This window comes from Streptomyces amakusaensis (assembly GCF_039532665.1).
GTDB lineage: Bacteria > Actinomycetota > Actinomycetes > Streptomycetales > Streptomycetaceae > Streptomyces > Streptomyces amakusaensis.
Map to the genome: position 1 here is coordinate 15,039 of NZ_BAAASB010000022.1, position 24,646 is coordinate 39,684.

Annotated in this window: 21 protein-coding genes; 4 read left to right on the plus strand and 17 right to left on the minus strand. The window is 71.1% G+C overall.

Translation table 11 applies throughout. The features are described 5' to 3' along the window. Window positions 1–34: 34 nt before the first annotated feature. Window positions 35–1,264, plus strand: a complete 1,230-nt coding sequence (locus tag ABD371_RS29970; protein WP_344483775.1) for a DUF349 domain-containing protein — start codon at window positions 35–37, stop codon at window positions 1,262–1,264. Between the two features lie 149 nt (window positions 1,265–1,413). On the opposite strand, the gene ABD371_RS29975 is transcribed toward ABD371_RS29970, so the two are convergent. From ABD371_RS29975 to pgsA, 15 genes are all read right to left on the minus strand, one after another. Continuing rightward, complete coding sequence (locus ABD371_RS29975) at window positions 1,414–3,960, minus strand: RelA/SpoT family protein (RefSeq protein WP_344483778.1); 2,547 nt, start codon at window positions 3,958–3,960, stop codon at window positions 1,414–1,416. A gap of 158 nt (window positions 3,961–4,118) precedes the next feature. Beyond that, window positions 4,119–4,664, minus strand: coding sequence for an adenine phosphoribosyltransferase (locus ABD371_RS29980; RefSeq protein ID WP_344483780.1), 546 nt, complete (start codon window positions 4,662–4,664; stop codon window positions 4,119–4,121). After that, a complete protein-coding gene (gene secF, locus ABD371_RS29985; protein WP_344483782.1) occupies window positions 4,661–5,791 on the minus strand; it encodes a protein translocase subunit SecF in 1,131 nt (376 codons plus the stop codon). Before secF ends, ABD371_RS29980 begins: the two co-directional genes overlap by 4 nt. A 1-nt stretch (window position 5,792) precedes the next feature. Beyond that, window positions 5,793–7,601, minus strand: a complete 1,809-nt coding sequence (gene secD, locus ABD371_RS29990) for a protein translocase subunit SecD (RefSeq protein WP_344483784.1) — start codon at window positions 7,599–7,601, stop codon at window positions 5,793–5,795. Window positions 7,602–7,746: 145 nt separating this feature from the next. Next, window positions 7,747–8,199: a preprotein translocase subunit YajC gene (gene yajC, locus ABD371_RS29995; RefSeq protein WP_344483787.1), complete on the minus strand. Its 453-nt coding sequence runs from the start codon at window positions 8,197–8,199 to the stop codon at window positions 7,747–7,749. Window positions 8,200–8,365: 166 nt separating this feature from the next. Beyond that, the gene (gene ruvB, locus ABD371_RS30000) at window positions 8,366–9,475 is read right to left on the minus strand and encodes a Holliday junction branch migration DNA helicase RuvB (protein WP_381735075.1); all 1,110 of its coding nucleotides are present in this window, start codon (window positions 9,473–9,475) and stop codon (window positions 8,366–8,368) included. A 71-nt stretch (window positions 9,476–9,546) separates the two neighbouring features. Continuing rightward, on the minus strand, window positions 9,547–10,161 hold the full coding sequence (gene ruvA, locus ABD371_RS30005) for a Holliday junction branch migration protein RuvA (RefSeq protein WP_344483790.1): 615 nt from the start codon (window positions 10,159–10,161) through the stop codon (window positions 9,547–9,549). Next, a complete protein-coding gene (gene ruvC / locus ABD371_RS30010; protein WP_344483793.1) occupies window positions 10,158–10,712 on the minus strand; it encodes a crossover junction endodeoxyribonuclease RuvC in 555 nt (184 codons plus the stop codon). Before ruvC ends, ruvA begins: the two co-directional genes overlap by 4 nt. A gap of 114 nt (window positions 10,713–10,826) precedes the next feature. After that, window positions 10,827–11,579, minus strand: a complete 753-nt coding sequence (locus ABD371_RS30015) for a YebC/PmpR family DNA-binding transcriptional regulator (RefSeq protein ID WP_190126908.1) — start codon at window positions 11,577–11,579, stop codon at window positions 10,827–10,829. 63 nt (window positions 11,580–11,642) lie between these two features. Further along, window positions 11,643–12,242: a pyridoxal 5'-phosphate synthase glutaminase subunit PdxT gene (gene pdxT / locus ABD371_RS30020; protein ID WP_344483798.1), complete on the minus strand. Its 600-nt coding sequence runs from the start codon at window positions 12,240–12,242 to the stop codon at window positions 11,643–11,645. Next, complete coding sequence (gene pdxS, locus ABD371_RS30025) at window positions 12,242–13,165, minus strand: pyridoxal 5'-phosphate synthase lyase subunit PdxS (protein ID WP_190126906.1); 924 nt, start codon at window positions 13,163–13,165, stop codon at window positions 12,242–12,244. Before pdxS ends, pdxT begins: the two co-directional genes overlap by 1 nt. Before the next feature lie 159 nt (window positions 13,166–13,324). Next, window positions 13,325–13,870 (minus strand): hypothetical protein, encoded by a 546-nt coding sequence (locus ABD371_RS30030; RefSeq protein ID WP_344483801.1) that lies wholly within the window; start codon window positions 13,868–13,870, stop codon window positions 13,325–13,327. A gap of 136 nt (window positions 13,871–14,006) precedes the next feature. Then, a complete protein-coding gene (locus ABD371_RS30035) occupies window positions 14,007–15,167 on the minus strand; it encodes a glycosyltransferase family 4 protein (RefSeq protein ID WP_344483804.1) in 1,161 nt (386 codons plus the stop codon). Next, the gene (locus ABD371_RS30040; RefSeq protein ID WP_344483807.1) at window positions 15,164–16,081 is read right to left on the minus strand and encodes a phosphatidylinositol mannoside acyltransferase; all 918 of its coding nucleotides are present in this window, start codon (window positions 16,079–16,081) and stop codon (window positions 15,164–15,166) included. The genes ABD371_RS30035 and ABD371_RS30040 overlap by 4 nt, the downstream gene beginning before the upstream one ends. Next, complete coding sequence (gene pgsA, locus ABD371_RS30045; protein ID WP_344483810.1) at window positions 16,078–16,749, minus strand: phosphatidylinositol phosphate synthase; 672 nt, start codon at window positions 16,747–16,749, stop codon at window positions 16,078–16,080. The genes ABD371_RS30040 and pgsA overlap by 4 nt, the downstream gene beginning before the upstream one ends. Before the next feature lie 376 nt (window positions 16,750–17,125). On the opposite strand from pgsA, the gene ABD371_RS30050 reads away from it, so the two are divergent. Both ABD371_RS30050 and ABD371_RS30055 read left to right on the plus strand, forming a co-directional pair. Further along, a complete protein-coding gene (locus ABD371_RS30050; RefSeq protein WP_344483813.1) occupies window positions 17,126–19,336 on the plus strand; it encodes an elongation factor G-like protein EF-G2 in 2,211 nt (736 codons plus the stop codon). Between the two features lie 231 nt (window positions 19,337–19,567). Next, window positions 19,568–21,223: a hypothetical protein gene (locus ABD371_RS30055; RefSeq protein WP_344483816.1), complete on the plus strand. Its 1,656-nt coding sequence runs from the start codon at window positions 19,568–19,570 to the stop codon at window positions 21,221–21,223. A 90-nt stretch (window positions 21,224–21,313) separates the two neighbouring features. Here ABD371_RS30055 and ABD371_RS30060 read toward each other — a convergent pair whose 3' ends face one another. Beyond that, window positions 21,314–21,874, minus strand: coding sequence for an HIT family protein (locus tag ABD371_RS30060; RefSeq protein WP_190126899.1), 561 nt, complete (start codon window positions 21,872–21,874; stop codon window positions 21,314–21,316). A 64-nt stretch (window positions 21,875–21,938) separates the two neighbouring features. On the opposite strand from ABD371_RS30060, the gene ABD371_RS30065 reads away from it, so the two are divergent. Then, on the plus strand, window positions 21,939–22,628 hold the full coding sequence (locus ABD371_RS30065; protein WP_344483818.1) for a potassium channel family protein: 690 nt from the start codon (window positions 21,939–21,941) through the stop codon (window positions 22,626–22,628). A 25-nt stretch (window positions 22,629–22,653) separates the two neighbouring features. Here ABD371_RS30065 and thrS read toward each other — a convergent pair whose 3' ends face one another. After that, window positions 22,654–24,633: a threonine--tRNA ligase gene (gene thrS / locus ABD371_RS30070; RefSeq protein WP_344483820.1), complete on the minus strand. Its 1,980-nt coding sequence runs from the start codon at window positions 24,631–24,633 to the stop codon at window positions 22,654–22,656. Window positions 24,634–24,646: the final 13 nt, after the last annotated feature.

Below are 24,646 nucleotides of genomic sequence, written 5' to 3' on the forward strand. Positions count from 1 at the left end.
AGACCCTTCACGGGCATCAGGTGGAGGAGGCGCTGTGAGCAGCGACCCGTGGGGCCGTGTCGATGAGACGGGCACCGTGTACGTGCGTACAGCCGACGGCGAGAAGGTCGTCGGATCGTGGCAGGCCGGCACTCCCGAGGAGGCTCTGGCCTATTTCGAGCGCAAGTACGAGGGCTTGGTGGTCGAGATCGGCCTCCTCGAACGGCGGGTGAAGACCACCGACCTCTCGGCGAAGGACGCCCAGGCCGCCATCGACCACTTGCGTCAGCAGGTGGACGAGCATCACGCGGTGGGCGACCTCGAAGCGCTGGCCAAGCGGCTGAGCGCGCTGGTCGAGACGGTCGACAAGCGGCGCGAGGAGCGCAAGGTCCAGCGGGCCAAGCAGCACGACGAGGCGCGCACGGCCAAGGAGACCCTGGTCACCGAGGCCGAGGAGCTGGCGCAGAGCGAGCAGTGGCGGTCCGCGGGCGAGCGGCTCCGGGCGCTGGTGGACACCTGGAAGGGGCTCCCCCGGCTGGACCGCAAGTCGGACGACGAGCTGTGGCACCGGTTCTCGCACGCGCGCTCGGCGTTCTCCAAGCGGCGCAAGGCGCACTTCGCGTCGCTGGACGCGCAGCGTGAGGACGCCCGCAAGATCAAGGAGCGGCTGGTCGCCGAGGCCGAGTCGCTCTCCGGGTCCACCGACTGGGGTGTCACGGCCGCCCGCTACCGCGACCTGATGGCGGAGTGGAAGGCCGCCGGCCGGGCGCAGCGGGACGCCGAGGACGATCTGTGGAACCGTTTCCGCGGGGCGCAGGACGTCTTCTTCGCCGCGCGCAGCGGGGTGTTCGCCGAGCGGGACGCCGAGCAGGCGGAGAATCTGACCCTGAAGGAAGAGCTGGCCACCGAGGCGGAGAAGCTGGTGCCGGTGACGGATCTGAAGGCCGCCCGGGCCGCCTTCCGCTCCCTCAACGAGCGCTGGGAGGCCGTCGGGCATGTGCCCCGGGACGCCCGTCCCAAGGTCGAGGGCCGGATGCACGCCGTGGAGCGCGCCATTCAGGAGTCCGAGGAGAACGAGTGGCGCCGGACCAACCCCGAGGCGCGGGCGCGCGCGGCGGGGCTGACCGGGCAGCTTCAGGCCGCCGTGGACAAGCTGCGCGGGCAGGTGGACGCCGCCCGGGCCGCGGGCAACAACGCGAAGGCGGACAAGCTCGCGAAGGAGCTTGAGGGGCGTCAGGCGCTGCTGGACCAGGCCCTGAAGGGGCTGGAGGAGTTCGGCGGGTAGGCGGCCGGCGCCGCCGTTGGCCGATGAGGGGCTCCGTACCTGCGTGGTACGGGGCCCCTTGGCGTTGGGCCCGGCGTCTGCGGCTTTCCGTGGGCTCGGGGTCCGTCCTCAAACGCCGGACGGGCTGAAATTGGCGTGACCGGCCCCGGTCAGGGGCGGCGGGCGGAGGTGACGCGGTAGACGTCGTAGACGCCTTCGACGCCGCGGACGGCTTTGAGGACGTGGCCGAGGTGTTTGGGGTCGCCCATCTCGAAGGTGAAGCGGGAGGTGGCGACGCGGTCGCGGGAGGTCTGGACGGCGGCGGAGAGGATGTTGACGTGCTGGTCGGAGAGGACGCGGGTGACGTCGGAGAGGAGCCGGGAGCGGTCCAGGGCCTCGACCTGTATGGCGACGAGGAAGACGGAGGACTGGGTCGGGGCCCACTCGACGTCGAGGATGCGCTCGGGCTGCTGCGAGAGCGAGTCGACGTTGACGCAGTCCGCGCGGTGCACCGAGACCCCGCTGCCGCGGGTGACGAAGCCGATGATGGGATCGCCCGGCACCGGCGTACAGCAGCGGGCGAGCTTGACCCAGACGTCGTCGACGCCCTTGACGACGACTCCGGGGTCGGCATTGGAGCGGCGCTTCTTGCCGCGCCCGGTGGACGGCAGGGCGTCTTCGGCGATGTCCTCGTTGGCCGCCTCCTCGCCGCCGAGCGCCTGTACGAGCTTCTGGACGACGCCCTGCGCGGCGACATGGCCCTCGCCGATCGCCGCGTACAGCGAGGAGATGTCGGGGTAGCGCATCTCATGGGCGAGGGTGACCAGGGAATCGCCGGTGAGGATCCGCTGGATGGGCAGGTTCTGCTTGCGCATGGCGCGCGCGATGGAGTCCTTGCCCTGCTCGATCGCCTCGTCGCGGCGCTCCTTGGAGAACCAGGCACGGATCTTGTTGCGGGCACGGGGTGATTTGACGAAGCCCAGCCAGTCGCGGGACGGGCCCGCGCCCTCGGCCTTGGAGGTGAAGACCTCCACCAGGTCGCCGTTGTCCAGCGTCGACTCCAGCGGCACGAGCCGCCCGTTGACCCGGGCTCCTATGGTGCGGTGGCCGACCTCGGTGTGGACGGCGTAGGCGAAGTCGACCGGGGTCGCGCCCGCCGGAAGCGCTATGACATCGCCCTTGGGCGTGAAGACGAAGACCTCGTTGCGGGAGAGGTCGAAGCGCAGGGACTCCAGGAACTCCGAGGGGTCCTCGGTCTCCTTCTGCCAGTCGAGCAGCTGGCGCAGCCACGCCATGTCGTTGATGTGGTCGTCCTTGCCGGCCTTCTTGGGCACGTCGGTGCGGACCTTGGAGGCCCCGGCGGACGGTTCCTGCTTGTACTTCCAGTGCGCGGCGATGCCGTACTCGGCGCGGCGGTGCATGTCGAAGGTGCGGATCTGGAGTTCGACCGGCTTGCCGTTGGGGCCGATGACCGTCGTGTGCAGCGACTGGTACATGTTGAACTTCGGCATGGCGATGTAGTCCTTGAACCGGCCGGGGACCGGATTCCATCGCGCGTGCACGGTGCCGAGCGCCGCGTAGCAGTCGCGGACGGTGTCCACGAGCACCCGGATGCCGACCAGGTCGTAGATCTCCGCGAAGTCACGGCCTCGGACGATCATCTTCTGGTAGACGCTGTAGTAGTGCTTGGGGCGTCCGGTGACGGTGGCCTTGATCCGGGCGGAGCGCAGATCGGACTGGACCTCGTCGGTCACTATGGCGAGGTACTCGTCCCGCTTGGGGGCGCGCTCGGCGACCAGCCGTACGATCTCGTCGTACATCTTGGGGTAGAGGATCGCGAAGGCGAGGTCCTCCAGCTCCCACTTGATCGTGTTCATGCCCAGCCGATGGGCGAGCGGGGCGTAGATCTCCAGCGTCTCGCGGGCCTTCTTCTCCTGCTTCTCCCGCTTGAGGTAGCGCATGGTGCGCATGTTGTGGAGGCGGTCGGCGAGCTTGATGACCAGGACCCGGGGGTCCTTGGCCATGGCGACGACCATCTTGCGCACGGTCTCGGCCTGCGCGGCCTCGCCGAACTTGACCTTGTCCAGCTTGGTGACGCCGTCGACGAGCAGGGCGACCTGGTCGCCGAAGTCACGGCGGAGGGTGTCGAGGCCGTACTCGGTGTCCTCGACGGTGTCGTGCAGCAGCCCGGCCATCAGGGTCGCCGGGTCCATGCCCAGCTCGGCGAGGATGGTGGTGACGGCGAGCGGGTGGGTGATGTAGGGGTCGCCGCTCTTGCGCTTCTGGCCCCGGTGCCAGCGCTCGGCGACCTGGTAGGAGCGTTCGATCTGGCGGAGCGTGGAGGTCTCGATCTTGGGATCGTTGCTGCGCACTATCCGCAGCAGCGGTTCGAGAACGGGGTTGTAGGGGGACGAGCGCTGCACGCCGAGACGGGCGAGGCGGGCGCGGACCCGGTTGGAGGAGGCCGTTCCGCGCGCTGTGGGGGCCGGTGCGGGCCGGGGGGGCGCGGTGGCCGGGGGCTTGGAGGCGGTGGCCCCGGAGGGCTTCACAGGGGGCTTGACGGCCGATACGGGGCTCGCGCCGCTCGCCGCCCGGTCGGGCGCGGGCCGCGCGGATGCGCCGGAGGGCTTGTCGGCGGGCGCGGCAGGGGCTGCCGCGGCCTCGTCGGCCTTCCGGTCGGGCTGCGCGGCGGTGGCGGGACGGACCTCGTCTGGCAAGAGCGCTCCTCATGCGGTTCCGGTCCCCCGGTTCAGGTCCGGAAAGGCCATGGTATCGACCTCGGTCTTCCAGTGCCCCAGCGGATGAAACAGACCTCTGGGGTCCCAGGATTCCCGGGACCCCAGAGGTCGTGTCGTTTCCGTCGCGGCGCGGTGGCTCAGAGGGTGAGCAGCGCCTCCAGCGGAGCCCCGCGCAGCGTGGGCTCCAGCCGGGCACGGCCGCCGAGGAAGCCCAGCTCCATCAGGACCGCGACGCCCGCGACCTGCGCGCCGCCGCGCCGGATCAGCTCCATCGCGGCCCCGGCGGTGCCACCGGTGGCCAGGACGTCGTCGACGACCATGACCCGGTCGTCCGGGGCGAGGTCCTCGGCGTGGATCTCGATCTCGGCGGTGCCGTACTCCAGCTCGTACGCCTGGGAGAGCGTCGCTCCGGGGAGCTTGCCCGCCTTGCGCACGGGGATGAAGCCCAGGCCCGCGCGGACCGCGACCGGCGCGCCGAGGATGAAGCCCCGGGCCTCCAGACCGACGATCTTCGTCGCGCCGTGACGCGCGCACAGCTCGGCGAGCGCGTCGGTCAGCTCGGCGAAGGCCGCCGGGTCCGCGAGCAGGGGGGTGATGTCCTTGAACACCACCCCTTGCTGCGGATAGTCGTGGACGTCGCGGATGCGGCTGAGCAGCAGCTCCTGGCGGGCGGCGGCGCTCATCGGCGCCGTCCGGAGGAGCGGCCCCGGCCGCGGTCGTTCCGGGGGGACACGACGGTGCCGGCGCCCGCGGGGGCGACATCGCCGGGCAGGGCCTCCTCGTACTCGCCGGACTCGTCGTACTGGTCGGAGTCCTCTCCGTCCGGGGACTCGCCCCGGGCGGCGGCGGCCTCGCGCTTGGCGAGGATCCGCTTCTTCAGGGCCTTCATCTGCGGGTCGCGTTCCTTGAGGTCGGCGACGAGCGGGGTGGCGATGAAGATCGAGGAGTACGCGCCGGCCGCGAGGCCGACGAAGAGCGACAGCGAGATGTCGTTCAGCATGCCCGCGCCGAGGAAGCCGCCGCCGATGAAGAGCAGACCGGCGACCGGGAGCAGGGCGACCACGGTGGTGTTGATGGAACGCACCAGCGTGGCGTTGAGGCTGCGGTTGGCCAGCTCGCTGTAGGTGAATCTGGTCTGCTTGGTGATCCCGACCGCGCCCTCCTTGAGACCGTCGAAGACGACGACGGTGTCGTAGAGGGAGTAGCCGAGGATGGTGAGCAGACCGATCACCGTGCCCGGGGTGACCTCGAAGCCGACCAGCGCGTACACACCGACGGTGATCGTGAGGTCGTGGATGAGGGCGATGAGCGCCGCGACGGCCATGCGCCACTCGAAGGCGATGGCCAGATAGATCACCACCAAGATCATGAACACGGCGAGGCCGGTCCAGGCCTTATTGGCGATCTGCTCGCCCCAGCTGGGTCCCACCAGCTCGGAGTTGATCTTGTCGGGGTCCATCTTCATGTCCTGGGCCAGCTGGTTCTTGGCCTTGCTGGCAGCGGCGGTGTCCAGGTCGCTGACCTGGATGCGCAGGGTGTCGTTGCCGAGCTTCTGGACGATGGCGATATGGCCCGAGGCCTCCTCCGCGTACTCCGTGGCCTGGGCCACCGAGACGCTGGTCTTCGGGGTGGTGAAGACCGCGCCGCCCTTGAACTCGATGCCCATGTTGAGGCCCCGGACCGCCAGGCCGACGATGGCCGTGATGGTGATCAGGATCGAGACGGCGTACCAGAACTTGCGCTTGGCGACGAAGTCGTAGCCGATCTCGCCGCGGTAGAGCCGGGCGCCAATGGTGCCGAGACGCGACATCTCACGCCTCCTTCGGGGCGGTGGGGACGGCGGACGTGCGGCGCGAGCGGCGCAGCGGAGGCTTGGCGCCGAGACGCTCGGGGTCGAGTCCGGACCAGGGGCGACCGCTGGAGAAGAACTTCGTACGGGCGGCGAGCGTCATCAGCGGCTTGGTGAAGAAGAACACCACGACCACGTCGAGCAGGGTGGTCAGACCGAGGGTGAAGGCGAAGCCCTGGACCTTGCCGACGGTGACGACGAAGAGCACCGCGGCGGCGAGGAAGGAGACGAAGTCCGAGACCAGGATGGTGCGCCGGGCGCGCGGCCAGGCGCGCTCGACGGCCGGACGCAGGGTGCGGCCCTCGCGGATCTCGTCCCTCACCCGTTCGAAGTAGACGATGAACGAGTCCGCCGTGATACCGATCGCGACGATCGCGCCACAGACTGCGGGCAGGTTCAGCGCGAAGCCGATGGCCGGGCCGAGCAGCGACATCAGGGCGTAGGTGAGCAGGGCGGAGGCGAGCAGGCTCAGCAGGGCGATCAGCGCGAGGCCCCGGTAGTAGACCACCAGGTAGATCACGACCAGCGCGAGGCCGATCGCGCCGGCGATGAGACCGGCCTTGAGCTGCTCGTCGCCGAGGGCGGCGCTGACGGTGGTGACGCTCTCCTCGGAGAAGGTCAGCGGCAGCGCGCCGTAGGAGAGCATGTTGCCCAGTTCCTGGGCCGAGTCCTGGTTGAAGTTTCCGGAGATCTCGGCGTTGGCGCTCAGCGTCTGGTTGACCTGCGGGGCCGACATGACCTCGCCGTCGAGGACGATGGCGAACTGGTTCTGCGGCGACTGCTGCTGCGAGAGCTTGCTGGTGATCTTCTGGAACTTCTTCGCGCCGGAGCTGGTGAAGTCCATGGTGACGATCCACATGCCGCGCTGCTGGTCCAGCTGGCCCTTGGCGTCGTCGACGTCCTTGCCGTCCACCTCGGCGGGGCCGAGGATGTACTTCTCCCACTGGCCGGCGCTGTTCTTGCCACAGGCGACAGCGGTCTTCTCGGGACGGGTGGTGTCGCTGAGAGCGGTGCGGGCCGCCTCGTCCTCGCAGTTCAGAGCGGTGAACTGCTTCTCCAGGGCGGTCATCTCGGCGGAGGCGGCGGGGTCGGCCGCCGGGGACTCGGGCGCCTTGGACGACTCGGCGGCCTTCGGGGAGCCGGTGGGGTCCGCCGCGGGGGCCCTGAGGGCTTCGGTGACGGCACGGCCCTGGGTGGTGGGGCTGTCGCTGGGCTCTCCGGTCGACGGGGAGGCCTTGTCGGCGTCGTCGGCCTTCTTGCCGTCGGTCGCCTTCTCGGCATCCTTGTCGGACTTGTCGTCCTTGCCGGAGGTGGGCTTGCCGGACTCGGAGGCGCTCGGCTTGGGCTCCGGGGTCACCCCGCCGGCGGCGACGGTCAGCACCGGCCGGAAGTAGAGCTGGGCGGTGGTGCCGACCTGCTTACGGGCCTGCTCCGAGTCCGTCCCCTTGGGGATGTTGACGATGATGTGCTCGCGGCCCTGGGTCTGGACCTCTGCCTCGGAGACGCCGAGACCATTGACACGGCGCTCGATGATGCCGACCGCGGTGTTCATATTGGTCTCATTGACCGCGCTCTCCTTGCCGGGCTCCGCCTTGGCCTTGAGCGTGATCGTGGTACCGCCCGCGAGGTCGATGCCCAGGCGCGGCGTGGTGTCCCCGGTCGCGAACATCCCGCCGGTCAGCGCGACCATGGCGATCAGGATCAGAACCAGGGTGCGACCTGGCTTCCCCTGACCCCCCGCGGGCCTTCGGCCCCTGTTCGGTGCTGCCACCTTTTCGTTTCTCCCTGTCCAACCGCCCCGCGCCGGGTGTGCGCCGGAGCGGCCACGAAGTGTTGTGGGGACCTGCCCCCGCAGAAGTCAACACGACCGGGGGACCGCCCGGCACCGGTGGTGCCGCCGCGGTCCCCGAATCCGGCTACTTGTCGCCGTCGGACTTGCCGTCCTTGGTCTCCGCGGCGTCGCCGTCCTTGGCCGCGTCGGCCTCGGGCTTCTTGCCGAGGTCGATCTTGGGCGCTTCGGAGCCGGAGTCGGCGGAGTCGGTCAGCGAGGAGGCGTCGTCAGGCACGACCGGCGTCTCGTCGGCGGTGTCGCCGTGCACGATGCGGTTGTACTCCTCATCGTCGAGGACCGCGCCGATGGCGTTCTTCGCGTAGACGGCGTGGACGCCGGGAGCGATCTCAAGGTGCACGTTGTCGTCGTGGACCTCCTTGACGGTGGCGTACATGCCCCCGATCGTGCGCACTCCGGTGCCGATCTGCATCGAGTCGCGCATCGCTGCGGCCTGCTGCTGCTTCTTCTTGGCGGACCGGGTCATCAGGAACATGGCCCCGATGAGCACGACGAAGGGGAGGAGGGTCACGAGGTTCACGGGAAGAGACTTCCTTCACACGACCGCGTCGACGAGGCGGCCTGATCTACGGGGGTGGGTACGCCGACCCGGAAGGTCGGCATCGGCGGAGTCTAAGCGAGTCCGCATCATTGGAACAACGCCCAGCATCGCACCACGGTTCCCTCCTCCGGGAGTCTCCGCGCCGTCACACCCCGAACAAGCCGGGCCGTCCGACCGCCCCGGGGGCCTGTCCGGGGGCCTGCTGCGGAGGGGTGAGCCCGAGGTGGGCCCAGGCGGCGGGGGTCGCGACCCGGCCCCTGGGGGTCCTGGCGAGCAGACCCTCCCGTACGAGAAAGGGCTCGGCGACCTCCTCGACCGTCTCGCGCTCCTCCCCCACCGCCACGGCGAGGGTGGAGAGCCCCACCGGGCCGCCGCCGAACAGCTTGAGCAGGGCCTGGAGCACCGCGCGGTCCAGCCGGTCCAGACCCCGGTCGTCCACCTCGTAGACCCTCAGGGCCGCCCCGGCCACCTCGCGGGTGATCACTCCGTCGGCCTTGACCTGTGCGTAGTCCCGGACCCGGCGCAGCAGCCGGTTGGCGATACGGGGGGTGCCCCGGGAGCGCCCGGCGATCTCGGCGGCACCGGCGGTCTCGATCTCCAGGTCGAGCAGCTGGGCGGAGCGGTGGATGACGCGCTCCAGCTCGGCCGGGTCGTAGAACTCCATGTGGGCGGTGAAGCCGAAGCGGTCGCGGAGCGGGGGCGGCAGCAGCCCGGCCCGGGTGGTCGCCCCGACCAGGGTGAAGGGGGGCAGCTCCAGGGGGATGGCGGTGGCACCGGGGCCCTTGCCGACGATCACGTCGACGCGGAAGTCCTCCATGGCCATGTAGAGCATCTCCTCGGCGGGCCGGGACATCCGGTGGATCTCGTCGAGGAAGAGGACTTCACCCTCATGGAGGGAGGAGAGAATCGCGGCGAGGTCGCCCGCGTGCTGGATGGCCGGGCCCGATGTGATGCGGATCGGGGCCTGCATCTCGGCGGCGATGATCATCGAGAGGGTGGTCTTGCCGAGCCCGGGGGCGCCGGAGAGCAGAACGTGATCGGCGGTCGCGCCACGGGCGCGGGCCGCCGTGAGGACGAGGTCGAGCTGCTCCCGGACGCGCTCCTGGCCCACGAACTCGCCCAGCGACTTGGGGCGCAGCGCCGCCTCGACGGCCTGGTCCTCGCCGTCGGCCGAGGCTCCCACGATCCGCCCGTCGGCGGTGAGGGGGGCGGGCGGAGGGCCGGGGGCGGTGTCGGTGTCGTCGTCCCAGTTCACTGAGTGTGTGCCTCGTGTGGTGAGGGCGGCGGGGCCGCCGGGGTGCGGGATTCCTGCGGGCGGGGCGCGGGTCAGCGGGTGCGGTTGAGGGTCTGGAGGGCGGCTTTGAGGAGGTGGCCGACCTGGGGGGCGCCGGGGGCGGCCTCGGCCTGGGGGGTGACGGCGGTGACCGCCTCGTCGGCCTCGCGGGCGGCGTAGCCGAGGCCGATCAGGGCGGCGTGCAGCTGCTCGCGCCAGGAGGGCGCGGCGGCGGCCGGGCCGCGCCGCTGGGCGGGCGCGCCCAGGGGTTCGCCGAGGCGGTCCTTCAGTTCGAGCAGCAGCTTCTGCGCGCCCCGCTTGCCGATGCCGGGGACGGCGGTCAGCGCCTTCTCGTCGGCGGTGGCGACGGCGAGGCGCAGGGCGTCGGGGGTGTGCACGGAGAGCATGGCCTGCGCGAGGCGGGGGCCGACGCCGCTGGCGGTCTGGAGCAGCTCGAAGGTCTGGCGCTCGTCGTCGTCGGCGAAGCCGTAGAGGGTGAGGGAGTCCTCGCGGACCACCAGGGAGGTGGCGAGCCTGGCCTCCGCGCCGATCCGGAGTCCGGCGAGGGTCTGGGGGGTGCACTGGACGGCCATGCCGACGCCGCCGACCTCGACGACCGCGGTGGTGGGGGCGAGGGCGGCGACAGTGCCACTCACGGAGGCGATCATGCGGTACGGCCTTTCGGTGCGGGGCGGGCGGCCCCGGGTGCGGTGTGCAGGGCGACGGCCCGCTGGAGGCGGTTCTGCGCGGGGGCGCGCCAGATGTGGCAGATGGCGAGGGCGAGGGCGTCGGCCGCGTCGGCGGGTCTGGGCGGGGCGTCGAGCCTGAGCAGCCGGGTCACCATCGCGCCGACCTGGGCCTTGTCGGCGCGACCGCTTCCGGTGACGGCGGCCTTGACCTCGCTGGGGGTGTGCAGGGCGACGGGGATGCCCCGGCGGGAGGCGCAGAGCATGGCGATGGCGCTGGCCTGGGCGGTGCCCATCACCGTACGGACGTTGTGCTGGCTGAAGACCCGCTCGACCGCGACGTACTCGGGGCGGTGTTCGTCGAGCCAGCGCTCGATGCCCGCCTCGATGGCGACCAGCCGGCTGCCCAGCTCGGCGTCGGCGGCGGTGCGCACGACTCCGACGCCGAGCATGGTGAGCGGGCGGCCGGCGACGCCCTCGACCACGCCGACACCGCAGCGGGTCAGCCCTGGGTCCACCCCGAGCACGCGCACGCCGCCCCTCCTTCGGTCATCTGTTTGTGCAGGCTATCCGGCGGCACTGACAACGGAGACGGGAAAGGGCGGCCCGGCGGGTGTTTCCCCGCCGGGCCGCCCTTCGCGTCCGGGTCAGGCGTCGACCTTCTCCATGACCTCGTCGGAGATGTCGAAGTTCGCGAAGACGTTCTGGACGTCGTCGCTGTCCTCCAGCGCGTCGATCAGCTTGAAGATCTTGCGCGCGCCCTCCTCGTCCAGCTCGACCTGCATGGTCGGGACGAAGTTGGCCTCGGCCGAGTCGTAGTCGATGCCCTCGGTCTGGAGCGCGGTGCGGACCGCGACCAGGTCGGTGGCCTCGCTGAGCACCTCGAAGGACTCGCCCAGGTCGTTGACCTCTTCGGCGCCGGCGTCCAGGACCGCGCCGAGGACGTCGTCCTCGGTCAGCTCGCCCTTGGGGACGATCACGACGCCCTTGCGGTTGAAGAGGTAGGAGACCGAGCCGGGGTCGGCCATCGAGCCGCCGTTGCGGGTCATGGCGACCCGGACGTCGGACGCGGCGCGGTTGCGGTTGTCGGTGAGGCACTCGATCAGGACCGCGACGCCGTTCGGTCCGTAGCCCTCGTACATGATCGTCTCGTAGTCGGCGCCGCCGGCCTCCAGGCCCGCGCCGCGCTTGACCGCGGAGTCGATGTTCTTGTTGGGGACCGACTGCTTCTTCGCCTTCTGGATGGCGTCGAAGAGGGTCGGGTTGCCCTCGATGTCGGCCCCGCCGGTACGGGCCGCGACCTCGATGTGCTTGATCAGCTTCGCGAAGAGCTTGCCGCGCTTGGCGTCGATCACGGCCTTCTTGTGCTTCGTCGTAGCCCATTTAGAGTGGCCGGACATCTGCCTGTCTCCTTCGCGTTACCCATTGCTGCTGCGTTCGGCAGAGATCCTACCGGGAGCGCGTCATCCCGCGGCGCGCACCATGTCCGCGAAGAGGCCGTGGACGCGGTGGTCCCCGGTGAGCTCCGGGTGGAAGGAAGTCGCCAGGGCGTTGCCCTGCCGTACGGCGACGATGTGGCCGCGGTGCTCGGCGAGCACCTCGACCGGGGCGCCCACGGACTCCACCCAGGGGGCGCGGATGAAGACACCCTCCACCGGGCCGCCGGCCACACCGGCCAGTTCCACCGCGGCCTCGAAGGACTCGTTCTGGCGGCCGAAGGCGTTGCGGCGGACGATCATGTCGATGCCGCCGAAGGTCTCCTGGCCCGAGCGGGGGTCGAGGATCTTGTCGGCGAGCATGATCAGGCCGGCGCAGCTTCCGTAGACGGGCATTCCGGCGGCGATCCGCTCACGCAGCGGTTCCGTCATGCCGAAGAGCGCGGCCAGTTTGGAGATGGTGGTGGACTCCCCGCCGGGGATCACCAGGCCGTCGACCTCGGCCAGCTCCCCGGGGCGTCTGACCGGCCCGGCCGCGGCTCCCGCCGCGGTCAGGGCGGCCATGTGCTCCCGTACATCGCCCTGGAGGGCCAGAACCCCGATGCGGGGGGTGCCGGGAGCGGTCATCACCAGCCCCGGTTGGCGTAGCGCTCGGACTCGGGGAGGGTGTCGCAGTTGATGCCGACCATGGCCTCGCCCAGGTTGCGGGAGGCATCCGCGATGATCTTCGGGTCGTCGTAGAAGGTGGTGGCCTTCACGATGGCGGCGGCGCGCTTGGCCGGGTCGCCGGACTTGAAGATGCCGGATCCGACGAAGACGCCCTCGGCTCCGAGCTGGCGCATCAGCGCGGCGTCGGCGGGGGTGGCGACACCGCCGGCCGAGAAGAGGACCACCGGCAGCTTGCCCAGCTCGGAGACCTCCTTGACCAGCTCGTAGGGGGCGCGCAGCTCCTTGGCGGCGGCGAACAGCTCGTTGTTGTCGTAGCCGCGCAGCCGGGCGATCTCGTTCTTGATCTGGCGCAGGTGGCGGACGGCCTCCACGACGTTGCCGGTGCCGGCCTCGCCCTTGGAGCGGATCATGGCCGCGCCCTCGGCGATGCGGCGCAGGGCCTCGCCGAGGTTGGTGGCACCGCAGACGAAGGGGGTGGTGAAGGCCCACTTGTCGGAGTGGTTGACCTCGTCGGCGGGGGTCAGCACCTCGGACTCGTCGATGTAGTCGACGCCGAGGGACTGGAGGACCTGGGCCTCCACGAAGTGGCCGATGCGGGACTTGGCCATCACGGGGATGGAGACCGCCTCGATGATCTCCTCGATCATGTTCGGGTCCGACATCCGGGCCACTCCGCCGTCCTTGCGGATGTCGGCGGGGACGCGCTCCAGGGCCATCACGGCGACGGCTCCCGCGTCCTCGGCGATCTTCGCCTGCTCGGCGTTGACCACGTCCATGATGACGCCGCCCTTGAGCTGCTCGGCCATGCCTCGCTTGACGCGGGCGGTGCCGGTCGCCGGGCCGTCGGCGGGCTGCGGGGTGGGGATGAGCGTGCTGGACACGGAGAGACCTCACTCATGGGGATGGGGATAAGGATGCGCCCGGTGTTGCGGTGCGTAACCGATGGAACATCCGTGGACCAGTCCACAGCAAGGGCCAATGAATAGGCGGTGGATCGTTTTGTCGACTCCCCGGGTCCCGCTTCCCGGCCCCGGGCCCGATCAGCTGACGGGGCGGTCCGCCAGCGCGGTCGGGGGCTCGTCGTCCATCTCGAAGGCCAGCGGGAAGGGGGCGTGGCCGGCCAGCCGGAACCAGCGGACCTTGCGGTGGCGGCGGAGGGCGCGGGCTGCGCGTACGGCGTCGTTGTGGAAGCGCCGGGCCATCGGGACCCGGCGTACGGCCTGCGCCAGCTCCAGGGTCGCGTCCTCACCGCCGGGGACCTGCCGGACCGCTTCCACCTGCGCGGCCTCCTCGAAGACGGCCCTCAGCGCGGCGCTCAGCTCGCTCTCGGCGACCTCGCGCTGCTCCTCCTCGGCCTGCCGGGCGGCGTGCGCGGCCTCGTACAGCACGATCGAGGCGGCCGGGTCGAGCACTCCGGCGGTGGCGAGTTCCTGGGTGACCGACGCACGGCGCAGCAGCTGGGCGTCGAGGGCGGCGCGGGCGGCGTCGATACGGGTGTGGAGGCGGTCGAGACGGCCGGCGGTCCAGCTGAGGTAGAGGCCGATGGCGAGGAGGGCGGCGAGGGTCCAGATGAGCGTTGCGGTCACGGCGGGTAAGGGTACCGGGGCGCGGGGGTGGGTTTCGGGCCGTGGTCGGGGCGCCGCCCCGAACCCCGCTCCTCAAACTCCCCCTGGCTTCGCCGGGGGGACCCCCAGAGGGGCTGAGAATGGCCTGGCTTCGCCGTCAGTTTCTGGCGAGGCCGAAGCGGGTGCGGAAGGAGGGACGGTCGTCGGTGGCGACGGAGGTGGTGCCGTCGGTGACGGTTTCGTAGACGGAGAGGATGTCGGCGCCGACGGTGGACCAGTCGAAGCGGCGGACGTGGGCGCTGCCGCGGGCGCGGAGTTCGGCGCGGCGGGCGGGGTCGGCGAGGAGGCGGAGGGCGGCGGCGGCGAGGGCGTCGGCGTCCTCGTTGGCGAAGAGTTCGCCGGCCGCGCCCTGGTCGAGGACCTGGGCGAAGGCGTCGAGGTCGCTGGCGAGGACGGGCGCGCCGGCGGACATCGCCTCCACGAGGATGATGCCGAAGCTCTCGCCGCCGGTGTTGGGGGCGACGTAGACGTCGACGCTGCGCAGCAGCCGGGCCTTGTCCTCGTCGCTGACCATGCCGAGGAATTCCACGCGGGAGCGCATCTCCTTGGGCAGGGCGGCGACCGCCTCCTCCTCGTCGCCCCGGCCCGCGACGAGGAGCCGGGTGGCGGGGCGGGCGGCGAGGATCGCGGGGAGCGCGCGCATGAGGACGGGGAGGCCCTTGCGGGGTTCGTCGATCCGGCCGATGAAGCCGATGGTGTCGCCCTGCCACTCCGGCTTGGGCTCGACCCGGTCGAAGAAGCCGACGTCCACGCCGTTGGGGATGACCACCGCGTCGCCGCCGAGGTGCTCGACGAGGGTGCGCCGCGCGTACTCGCTGACCGCGATCCGGGCGCTGATCTTCTCCAGGGCGGGCTGGAGGATCGGGTACGCGGCGATCATGGCGCGGGAGCGCGGGTTGGAGGTGTGGAAGGTGGCCACGATGGGGCCCTGGGCGGCCCAGCAGGCGAGCAGTCCGAGCGAGGGCGAGGTGGGCTCGTGGATGTGGATGACGTCGAAGGTGCCGTCGTGGAGCCAGCGTCTGACGCGGGCGGCCGAGAGGAAGCCGAAGTTGAGCCGGGCGACCGAGCCGTTGTACGGGACGGGCACGGCGCGGCCCGCCGAGACCACGAACGGCGGCAGCGGGGTCTCGTCGTCGGCCGGGGCGAGCACGGACACCTCGTGACCGAGCCGGATCAGATGGTCGGCCAGGTCCCTGATGTGGAACTGGACGCCGCCAGGCACGTCCCAGGAGTAGGGGCAGACGATGCCGATCCTCATGTGCGATCCTCCCCGGCCCGGGGTTCCAGGTCCGCGAGCCACAGCCGCTGGAGCATGTGCCAGTCCTCCGGGTGTTCGGCGACCCCCTGGGCGTAGACGTCGGCGAGGGCCTGGGTCATGGCCGACGTCCGCTCCGCCCTGGTGCCCTCCGCGGGTATCTCCAGGGGCGGGTGGATCTCACCGTGCAGCACGGGCTCCTCGCCGTACCAGAGGGTGACCGGCAGCAGCAGCGCGCCGGTGTGCTGGGCGAGCAGCGCGGGTCCGGCGGGCATCCGGGTCGGCTCGCCGAAGTAGTCGACCTCGACGCCCGAGGACGAGAGGTCGCGGTCGGCGACCAGGCAGATCAGGCCGCCGGAGCGGAGCCTGCGGGCCAGGGTGCCGAAGGCCGCGCCGCCCGCGTGGGGCAGCACCTCCATGCCCAGGCTCTCGCGGTAGGCCACGAAGCGGTCGTACAGCGATTCGGGCTTCAGCCGTTCGGCGACGGTGGTGAAGGGGATTCCGAGGGTCCGGGTGACCCAGACGCCCGCGAGGTCCCAGTTGGCCAGGTGCGGCAGGGCGACGATGACGCCCCGGCCGGCGGCCAGGCCGTCCGTCAGATGGTGCGCGCCCTTGATGTCCACGTTGTCGCGGACTTTGTCGGCGCTCCAGGAGGGCAGCCGGAAGGACTCCATCCAGTACCGCATGTAGGAGCGCATCCCGGCGCGGGACAGCTCGGCGAGGCGCTCGGGCCCGGCGTCCGGGACGACGCGGGCGAGGTTGGACTCCAGCCGGAGCACGCCCTGGCCGCGGCGCTTCCACGCGGTGTCCGCGATCTTGCGGCCGAGGGCGGAGGCGACGGGCTCGGGCAGCTTCTTGACCGCGCCCCAGCCCACTCCGTACAGCCCGTCCATGAGACGGTCGCGCGCGGCGCTCATGTCGCCTCGGTCTCGCTCTGGGCGGCAGCGCCGGCGGCGGCAGCGGCCTCGGCGGACTCCCGGCGGACGGTCACGACCCGCTGCCCCAGGGTCACCGCGCTGCCGATGGCGACGATCCACAGGGCGATCGGGAGCAGTACGTCCACTCCGGGCACCCCGAAGGCGTGCAGCCCGGCGACACCGGCGGCGACCAGTGAGATCACCAGGCGCTCGGCGCGCTCGATCAGACCGTTGACGGCGACCGGCAGGCCGATCGCCTCGCCGCGGGCCTTGGTGTACGAGACGACCTGGCCGCTCGCGAGGCAGAAGATCGACACCGCGCAGAGGATGTTGTTGTCGCCCTCGCCCGCGTACCAGAGCGCGAAGCCGCCGAAGATCGCCCCGTCGGCGACCCGGTCGAGGGTGGAGTCGAGGAACGCGCCCCAGGGGCTGGAGGTGCCCGCCTGGCGCGCCATGTTGCCGTCGATCAGATCCGAGAACACGAAAAGCGTGATGACGATCGTGCCCCAGAAGAACTCTCCCCTGGGGAAGAAGACCAAAGCACCCGCCATCACTCCGGCCGTTCCGATGAGAGTGACCGCGTCGGGGCTCACTCCACGGCGGAGCAGAAATGCGGCGAACGGTGTGAGGACACGCGTGAAGAATGCACGCGCGTACTTGTTCAGCATGGCCTTCCCGAGGTTCGGTGGGCCGTGTGGCCCCATTGGCCACCGGCTGGCCCATCGTAGCCAGGACCGGGGCGGTCCACCGCCGGGACCCGAGGCGCGCCGGGGCCGCTCGTACATCCGCGCGGTGCCGCGCGACGTATGGACGGGTCCCGGGACGAGTGGAAAGCTCGAAGGACGACCGGAAGCTGGAAGCTCGGACAGAAGACGATCGCGGGCAGCGGCGGAGCCGCCCCCGGGACGCCGTCCGGAGACCGCGTCCACGGCTCCGCGGCCCCGTCCGGAGGTCATCCGCGCGGGTGTTCCCGCGCCCGCGACCCCATCTCCTCCGCACCGTCCGCCGCGGGCAATCGACCGGATCGATCGGGAGGCACAGACCATGGGCGACAAGGCGCACGCACACCCCGGGGCCGCCGGCAGGGCAAGAGCGGCCGACCGGCCCTCATCCGTACGGAATGTGGTGCTGGTCGGCCACAGCGGTGCCGGCAAGACCACCCTGACCGAGGCTCTCGCGCTCACGGCGGGCGCGCTGAACCGGGCGGGCCGGGTCGAGGACGGCGCGACGGTCTCCGACTACGACGAGATCGAGCACCGTCAGCAGCGTTCCGTACAGCTCTCGCTCGTCCCGGTCGAGTGGGGCGGGTACAAGATCAATCTGCTGGACACCCCGGGGTACGCCGACTTCGTCGGGGAGCTGCGGGCCGGTCTGCGCGCGGCGGACGCGGCCCTCTTCGTCGTGTCGGCGGCGCAGGACGCGGGGGCGGTGGCGAGCACGACCCGGGCGGTGTGGGAGGAGTGCGCGGCGGTCGGCATGCCGCGCGCGATCGTCGTCACCCATCTGGAGACCGCGCGGACCGGCTACGAGGAGCTGACCCGCGTCTGCGGGGAGATCTTCGGCCGGGACGACCCCGACGCGGTGCTGCCGCTGTATCTGCCCCAGTACGGGAGCCCCGGCCCCGACGGGCACGCGCCGGTGACCGGGCTGGTCGGGCTGTTGTCCCGGCGGATCTTCGACTACTCCTCGGGGGAGCGGAAGGAGATCCCGCCCGATCCGGAGCAGGCCCCGCTGATCGCGAGGGCCCGGGACCGGCTGATCGAGGGGATCATCGCGGAGAGCGAGGACGAGACGCTCATGGACCGCTATCTCGACGGCGCGGACATCGATCTCTCCACGCTGATCGCCGATCTGGAGAAGGCCGTGGCCCGGGGCGTCTTCCACCCGGTGCTCGCGGCGGCCCCGGCGGCCGAGGGCGCGCGGCAGGGTCTTGGCACGGTCGAGCTGCTGGAGCTGATCACCGGCGGCTTCCCCAGCCCGCTGGAGCCCGAGTGCCCCCTCGTCACGACCCCGGAGGGCGCGCCGCGCGCCAGGGTGAGCTGCGATCCCGAGGGTCCGCTGGTGGCCGAGGTGGTGAAGACCGCGTCCGATCCGTACGTGGGCCGGATCTCCCTGGTGCGCGTCTTCTCCGGCACCCTGCGCCCGGACGAGACGGTGCATGTCTCCGGGCACGGGCTCGCCGACCGGGGCCACGAGGACCATGACGTGGACGAGCGGGTGGGCGCGCTCTCCTCGCCCTTCGGCAAGCACCAGCGGCCACTGGACCGGGCCGTCGCCGGGGATCTCGCCGCCGTCGCCAGGCTCTCGCGCGCGCAGACCGGCGACACCCTCTCGGCCAAGGACGACCCGCTGCTGATGGCGGCCTGGGCGATGCCCGATCCGCTGCTGCCGCTGGCGCTCCAGGCGCACAGCAAGGCGGACGAGGACCGGCTCTCGCAGGGGCTGGCCCGGCTGGTCGCCGAGGATCCGACGATGCGCCTGGAGCAGAACCGGGCGACGCGCCAGGTGGTGCTCTGGTGTCTGGGCGAGGCCCACGCCGATGTGGCGCTGGAGCGGCTGCGCGGCCGGTTCGGCGTCCAGGTCGACGTCGTCCCGCACCGGGTGCCGCTGCGGGAGACCTTCGGCGGGCGGGCGGCCGGGCGCGGGCGGCATGTGAAGCAGTCCGGCGGGCACGGGCAGTACGCGATCTGCGAGATCGAGGTGGAGCCGCTGCCGGCCGGCTCGGGCATCGAGTTCGTGGACAAGGTGGTGGGCGGGGCGGTGCCCCGGCAGTTCGTCCCCTCCGTCGAGAAGGGGGTGCGCGCCCAGGCGGCGCGCGGGCTCGCCGCCGGGCATCCGCTGGTGGATGTGCGGATCACCCTCCTCGACGGCAAGGCGCACTCGGTGGACTCCTCCGACGCCGCCTTCCAGACGGCGGGCGCGCTGGCGCTGCGGGAGGCGGCGGCCGGCTGCCCCATCCATCTGCTGGAGCCGGTGGCCGAGGTCGAGGTGACGGTCCCGGACGAGTACGTCGGTCAGGTGATGAGCGATCTGTCGGGGCGGCGCGGCCGGGTCGTCGGCACCGAGCAGTCCACCGGCGCGCGGACCGTGGTGCGGGCCGAGGTGCCGGAGATCGAGATCGGCAGATACGCGGTCGATCTGCGCTCCGTCTCCCACGGCACGGGCCGCTTCAGCCGCTCGTACGCCCGTCATGAGCCGATGCCCCCGCAGATCGCCGAGCGGGTGCGCGAACAGGCCGGGGGCGCGCCCCGCTAACGCTTCCGCGCGCCGGGACGCGCTCCCGAACGCGTCCCCGGCGCACGGCGGTTGCCGCCCGCCCCTCCCCCGTACGGGCGGGCGGCGATTCCGGTCGGCTCATCGACTCCCATGACGCCGGGGGCGCGCCCCCGATACCCTGAGATGCCCCAGCCCAGCAGGTGTACGGGGCGTGACAGTCGGGAACAGGCCGCAAGAGCGGACGGCAGGCGGCGATGTTGGGGGCGGTAAGTGGCGAGCGACGGTTTCGATTTCAGTCCCGGAGCACAGGTCCCGCTCATGGGCTCGGCGGGACAGACCGCGGCGACGAATGCGCTGGCCTCGGCCGCGTACCGCGACAGCCCGGCCGAGGAGATCCTCAAGGCCAACAGCGAGTGGCACAAGTCGGAGGTGAAGAAGGGGAAGTTCTCCCTCTTCGAGCCCAATCTCGGTGAGGCGTTCTCCAACGCGGTCCGGGTGCGGATGCTCGGCGGCGCGCGCGGCGCGCTGATCCAGTCCTTCGGCACCGACCCTCAGACGGTGGTGGAGCACTGCCTCGCGGCCAGTCACATCCGCAAGGAGCGGGACACCAAGCTGAGCGTCATCATGGCGGTGTGCGGGCTGCTGTTCCTGCCCGGACTGCTGCTGTGGATGGGCGTCTTCCAGCTCCGGCGGACCATCGCGGGCTCCGCGAACAAGCGCGCGGGGACGCTCGGCACCCTGCTGCTGGTCGCCATCGGCGGGCTGGCCCTGATTCTGCTGCTCCGGCTGCCGTTCACCGGCTTCTGGGGCTACTACCTGCGCGGCATGATCGTCGCCCCGGTGATCGGCTGGCTGCTGGCCAAGCGGATCTGCGAGGCCACCGCGAAGGATCTGCGGGAGCGCTGGGACGGACTGCTCTCCGGCGGCGGCATCGGGGCCAAGACGCCCGACACGGTGCCCGGCGGCCCCCATGACTCGGCGCGCGAGCAGCTGCGCCAGGGGCTGGAGAAGCTGAGCGCCGAGCAGCGCTCCAACTCGGTCTTCTACGCCGGTCCCAAGGGGATACTGGGGATGGGCACCCGGTGGGGCAGCTGGCAGATGGCCGAGGAGCTGGTCTCCAAGGTGCCGGGCAAGGAGATCAACCAGTTCCGCAGCTGGGACGTCATAAGGGCGATCCACGACAAGCTGAAGCTGCTGGAGCGCGGCCCGCTGAACTCCGGGGGTTTCCCCGCCCCTTCGGTCAAGCACTGGATCGTCTCCCCGGTCGGCGAGAACGCCGGTTCGGTCTCCCGGCCGGAGGGCCAGGAGGTGGAGTCGTTCCAGATCAAGGGCCATGAAATACAGCGCATCTGCAACCACCAGCAGTTCGGCAGCGGCGACCGGCACTATCTGGGCGTGCAGTTCACCCTCTGGGACGGCCAGCTGGTGATCACCATGATGATCACCGTCACGGTGCTCCACGAGACCCTGCGCGTCGAGGTCACCGGCCACGCGCTCGGCCCGGTGCACGGCTTCTTCACCACCAAGTCCTCGCCGAAGACCGTCACGGTGAACAAGACCATCCGCTTCTGGGAGACCCGTACCCGGACCCTGCCGCTGGTGGAGACCCGTGAGGTGGTGCGGCTGATGGTGCGCGCGCCCCTCACCTGGTACCCGCCGCTGCTGGAGTTCCTCGGCGGCAAGCTGGCACTGCCCGAGCCGTTCGGGCTGCGGCACGCCTGGGCGGAGAAGCCCTGGCGGCACCGGTTCATGGCCGACGACGCGATGCGCGCCGCCACCCCCGTGCTGCGCGTGGCGCACGCGGCGGCGCTGCGGGTGCTGGAGGAGAACGGCGTGGACACCGACCGCTTCGCGGGCCGTTCGATGGCCGTGAGCGGCGCGGTGCAGGATCCGGCTCCGAAGAAGGCGGATCTGTACGACGCGTAAGGACGCGCGCGGCCGGGCGACCGGCTGCGACGCGACGCCCCGGGCGGAGATTCTCCCGCCCGGGGCGTCGTGCGTACGGCTGCCGGGACGTCAGGCCCGGGGCCAGGCGTCGGCGAGCATCGCCCTGGTGTCCGCGAGCAGCTGCGGGAGCACCTTGGTGTGGCCGACGACGGGCATGAAGTTGGTGTCCCCGCCCCATCTCGGCACGATGTGCTGATGCAGATGCGCGGCGATGCCCGCGCCCGCCGAGACGCCCTGGTTCATCCCGATGTTGAACCCGTGCGCCCCCGAGGCGGCCCGCAGCGCGGTCATCGCCCGCTTGGTGAAGACCGCCAGCTCGGCGGTCTCGCTCTCGTCCAGCTCGGTGTAGTCGGCGACGTGCCGGAAGGGCACCACCATGAGATGCCCGCCGTTGTACGGGTAGAGGTTGAGCACCGCGTACACGGAGGAACCGCGCGCGATCACCAGCCCGTCCTCGTCCGATTTCGCGGGGATGGAGCAGAAGGGGCAGCCGTCACCGGCCTCGGGCCCGCTCGGCTTGTTCTCCCCCTGGATGTACGCCATCCGGTGGGGCGTCCACAGGCGCTGGAACGCGTCGGGCGTTCCCACTCCGATCTGCTGCTCCGGCTCACTCGTCATGCTGTGCAGCATATGACTTGACCCCCGGGGAGCGTGTCGCCGGGGCGGGCTCCCCGCCCCCGGCGATGCTGGAGCCATGGACGAAGCGGTGGGCCCGGAGGCGGAGAGCAGGCTGTGGAGCTGGCGCCGGCGCATGGAGGTCCCGCTCTTCGCGGCGTCGGTGGCCTTTCTGGGCTGTTACGCGGTCAGAGTGCTGGCCGAGGGGCTGCCCGAGGCCTGGCGGGACGCCCTGCTGGCGGTGACCTACGCCTCCTGGGCGCTGTTCCTCGTGGACTATCTGGTGCAGTGGCGGCTGAGCGGCCAGGGCCCCGGCTATGTCCGGCACCATCTGATGGACGCGGTCGTGGTGGTGCTGCCGCTGCTGCGCCCGCTGCGGATCGTGCGGATCTACGAGTCGGTCCGGCACCGCCGCGCCCATGCCCGGCTCTCGCTGTACGCCCGGGTGATCACGTACGCCGGGATGTCGGCGGTGCTGCTGGGCTTCGCGGGCGCGCTCACGGTCTACGCCGAGGAGCGCGGAGCGCCGGGGGCCACGATCCGGACGTTCGGGGACTCGGTGTGGTGGGCCTGCTCGACGCTGACGACGGTCGGGTACGGGGATGTCGCCCCGGTGACCCCGAAGGGCCGGGTGGTGGCGACGCTGATGATGGCCGGGGGTCTGGCGCTGCTGGGGGCGGTGACGGGTTCGTTCTCCTCGTGGCTGATCCAGTCCTTCACGCTGGACGAGGACAGAAGGCCCCCGGGGAGCTCCCCGGGGGCCTTGTGAGCGGCTGTGGAGCCGGTCCGGCGGATCAGACCTGGACGCGGTCCTCGACGACCTGGGCCAGCTTCGCCAGGGCCTGGTCGCGCGGGATGCCGTTCTCCTGCGAACCGTCGCGGTAGCGGAAGGAGACCGTGCCCGCGTTCATGTCCTCGTCACCGACGATGATCATGAAGGGGACCTTCATCTTCTGGTGGTTGCGGATCTTCTTCTGCATCCGGTCGGAGGAGGCGTCGACCTCGACCCGCAGCCGCTTCTTCCTCGCCTCGGCGGCGAACTCCTGGAGGTACTCGACGTGGGCGTCGCCGATCGGGATGCCGACCGCCTGCACCGGGGCCAGCCACGGCGGCATCGCGCCCGCGTAGTGCTCCAGGAGGACGGCGAAGAACCGCTCGATCGAGCCGAAGAGCGCGCGGTGGATCATCACCGGCTGCCGGCGCGAACCGTCGGGCGCGGTGTACTCCAGGTTGAACAGCTCGGGCAGGTTGAAGTCGAGCTGCACGGTCGACATCTGCCAGGTCCGGCCGATGGCGTCGCGCGCCTGCACCGAGATCTTCGGGCCGTAGAAGGCCGCGCCGCCCGGGTCGGGGGTGAGCGGGAGGCCCTGCTTCTCGGCCACCTGGCGCAGCACCTCGGTGGCCTCCTCCCAGACCTCGTCCGAGCCGACGTACTTCTCCGGGTCCTTGGTGGACAGCTCCAGATAGAAGTCGGTCAGACCGTAGTCGCGGAGCAGATTGAGGACGAAGGTGAGCGTGCGGTCCAGCTCCTCCGCCATCTGCTCACGGGTGCAGTAGATGTGCGCGTCGTCCTGGGTGAAGCCCCGGGCGCGGGTCAGACCGTGGACCACGCCGGACTTCTCGTGCCGGTACACCGTGCCGAACTCGAACAGGCGCAGCGGCAGCTCGCGGTAGGAGCGCCCCCGGGCGTCGAAGATCAGGTTGTGCATCGGGCAGTTCATCGGCTTGAGGTAGTAGTCCGTGCCGCCGTCGAGCTGCATGGGGGGGTACATGCCGTCCGCGTACCAGTCCAGGTGGCCGCTCTTCTCGAAGAGCGTGCCCTTGGTGGCGTGCGGGGTGTAGACGAACTCGTACCCCTCCTCCTCGTGCCGCCGGCGCGAGTAGTCCTCCATGACCCGGCGCACGATGCCGCCGCGCGGGTGGAAGACGGCGAGGCCGGAGCCGATCTCGTCGGGGACGGAGAAGAGGTCCAGCTCGGCGCCGAGGCGGCGGTGGTCGCGCTTCTCGGCCTCGGCGAGGAAGTCGAGGTGCGCCTTCAGCTCGTCCTTCGACGGCCAGGCGGTGCCGTAGATGCGCTGGAGCATCGGGTTCTTCTCGCTGCCGCGCCAGTAGGCGGCGGCGTTGCGCATCAGCTTGAAGGCCGGGATGTTGCGGGTGGTGGGCAGGTGGGGACCCCGGCAGAGGTCCTTCCAGCACAGGTCGCCGGTCTTGGCGTCCAGGTTGTCGTAGATCGTCAGCTCGCCGGCGCCCACCTCGACGTCCGCGCCGTCCTCGCTGGAGGCCGAGCCCTTGAGGCCGATCAGCTCCAGCTTGTACGGCTCGTCCGCCAGCTCCTCGCGGGCGGCCTCGTCGCTCACCACGCGGCGGGAGAACTTCTGGCCGCGCTTCTGGATCTCCTGCATCTTCTTCTCGATGGCCTTGAGATCCTCGGGGGTGAACGGCTTCTCGACGTCGAAGTCGTAGTAGAAGCCGTCCTTGACCGGCGGGCCGATGCCGAGCTTGGCCTCGGGGAACAGCTCCTGCACCGCCTGCGCCATGACATGCGCGGTGGAGTGGCGCAGGATGTCGAGGCCGTCCGGTGAGGAGATCTCGACCGGCTCGATCTCCTCGCCGTCCCGTACCTGGTACGTGAGGTCCTTCAGCTCGCCCGCGATCCGGGCGGCGACGACGGTGCGCTCGCCGGGGAAGAGCTCGGCCGCCGTCGTGCCCGTGGTCACCACGCGCTCTTCCCGCTGCTCGGAATCGCGTTGGATGATCACACGGACGTCTGACACCGGTCTCTCCTGA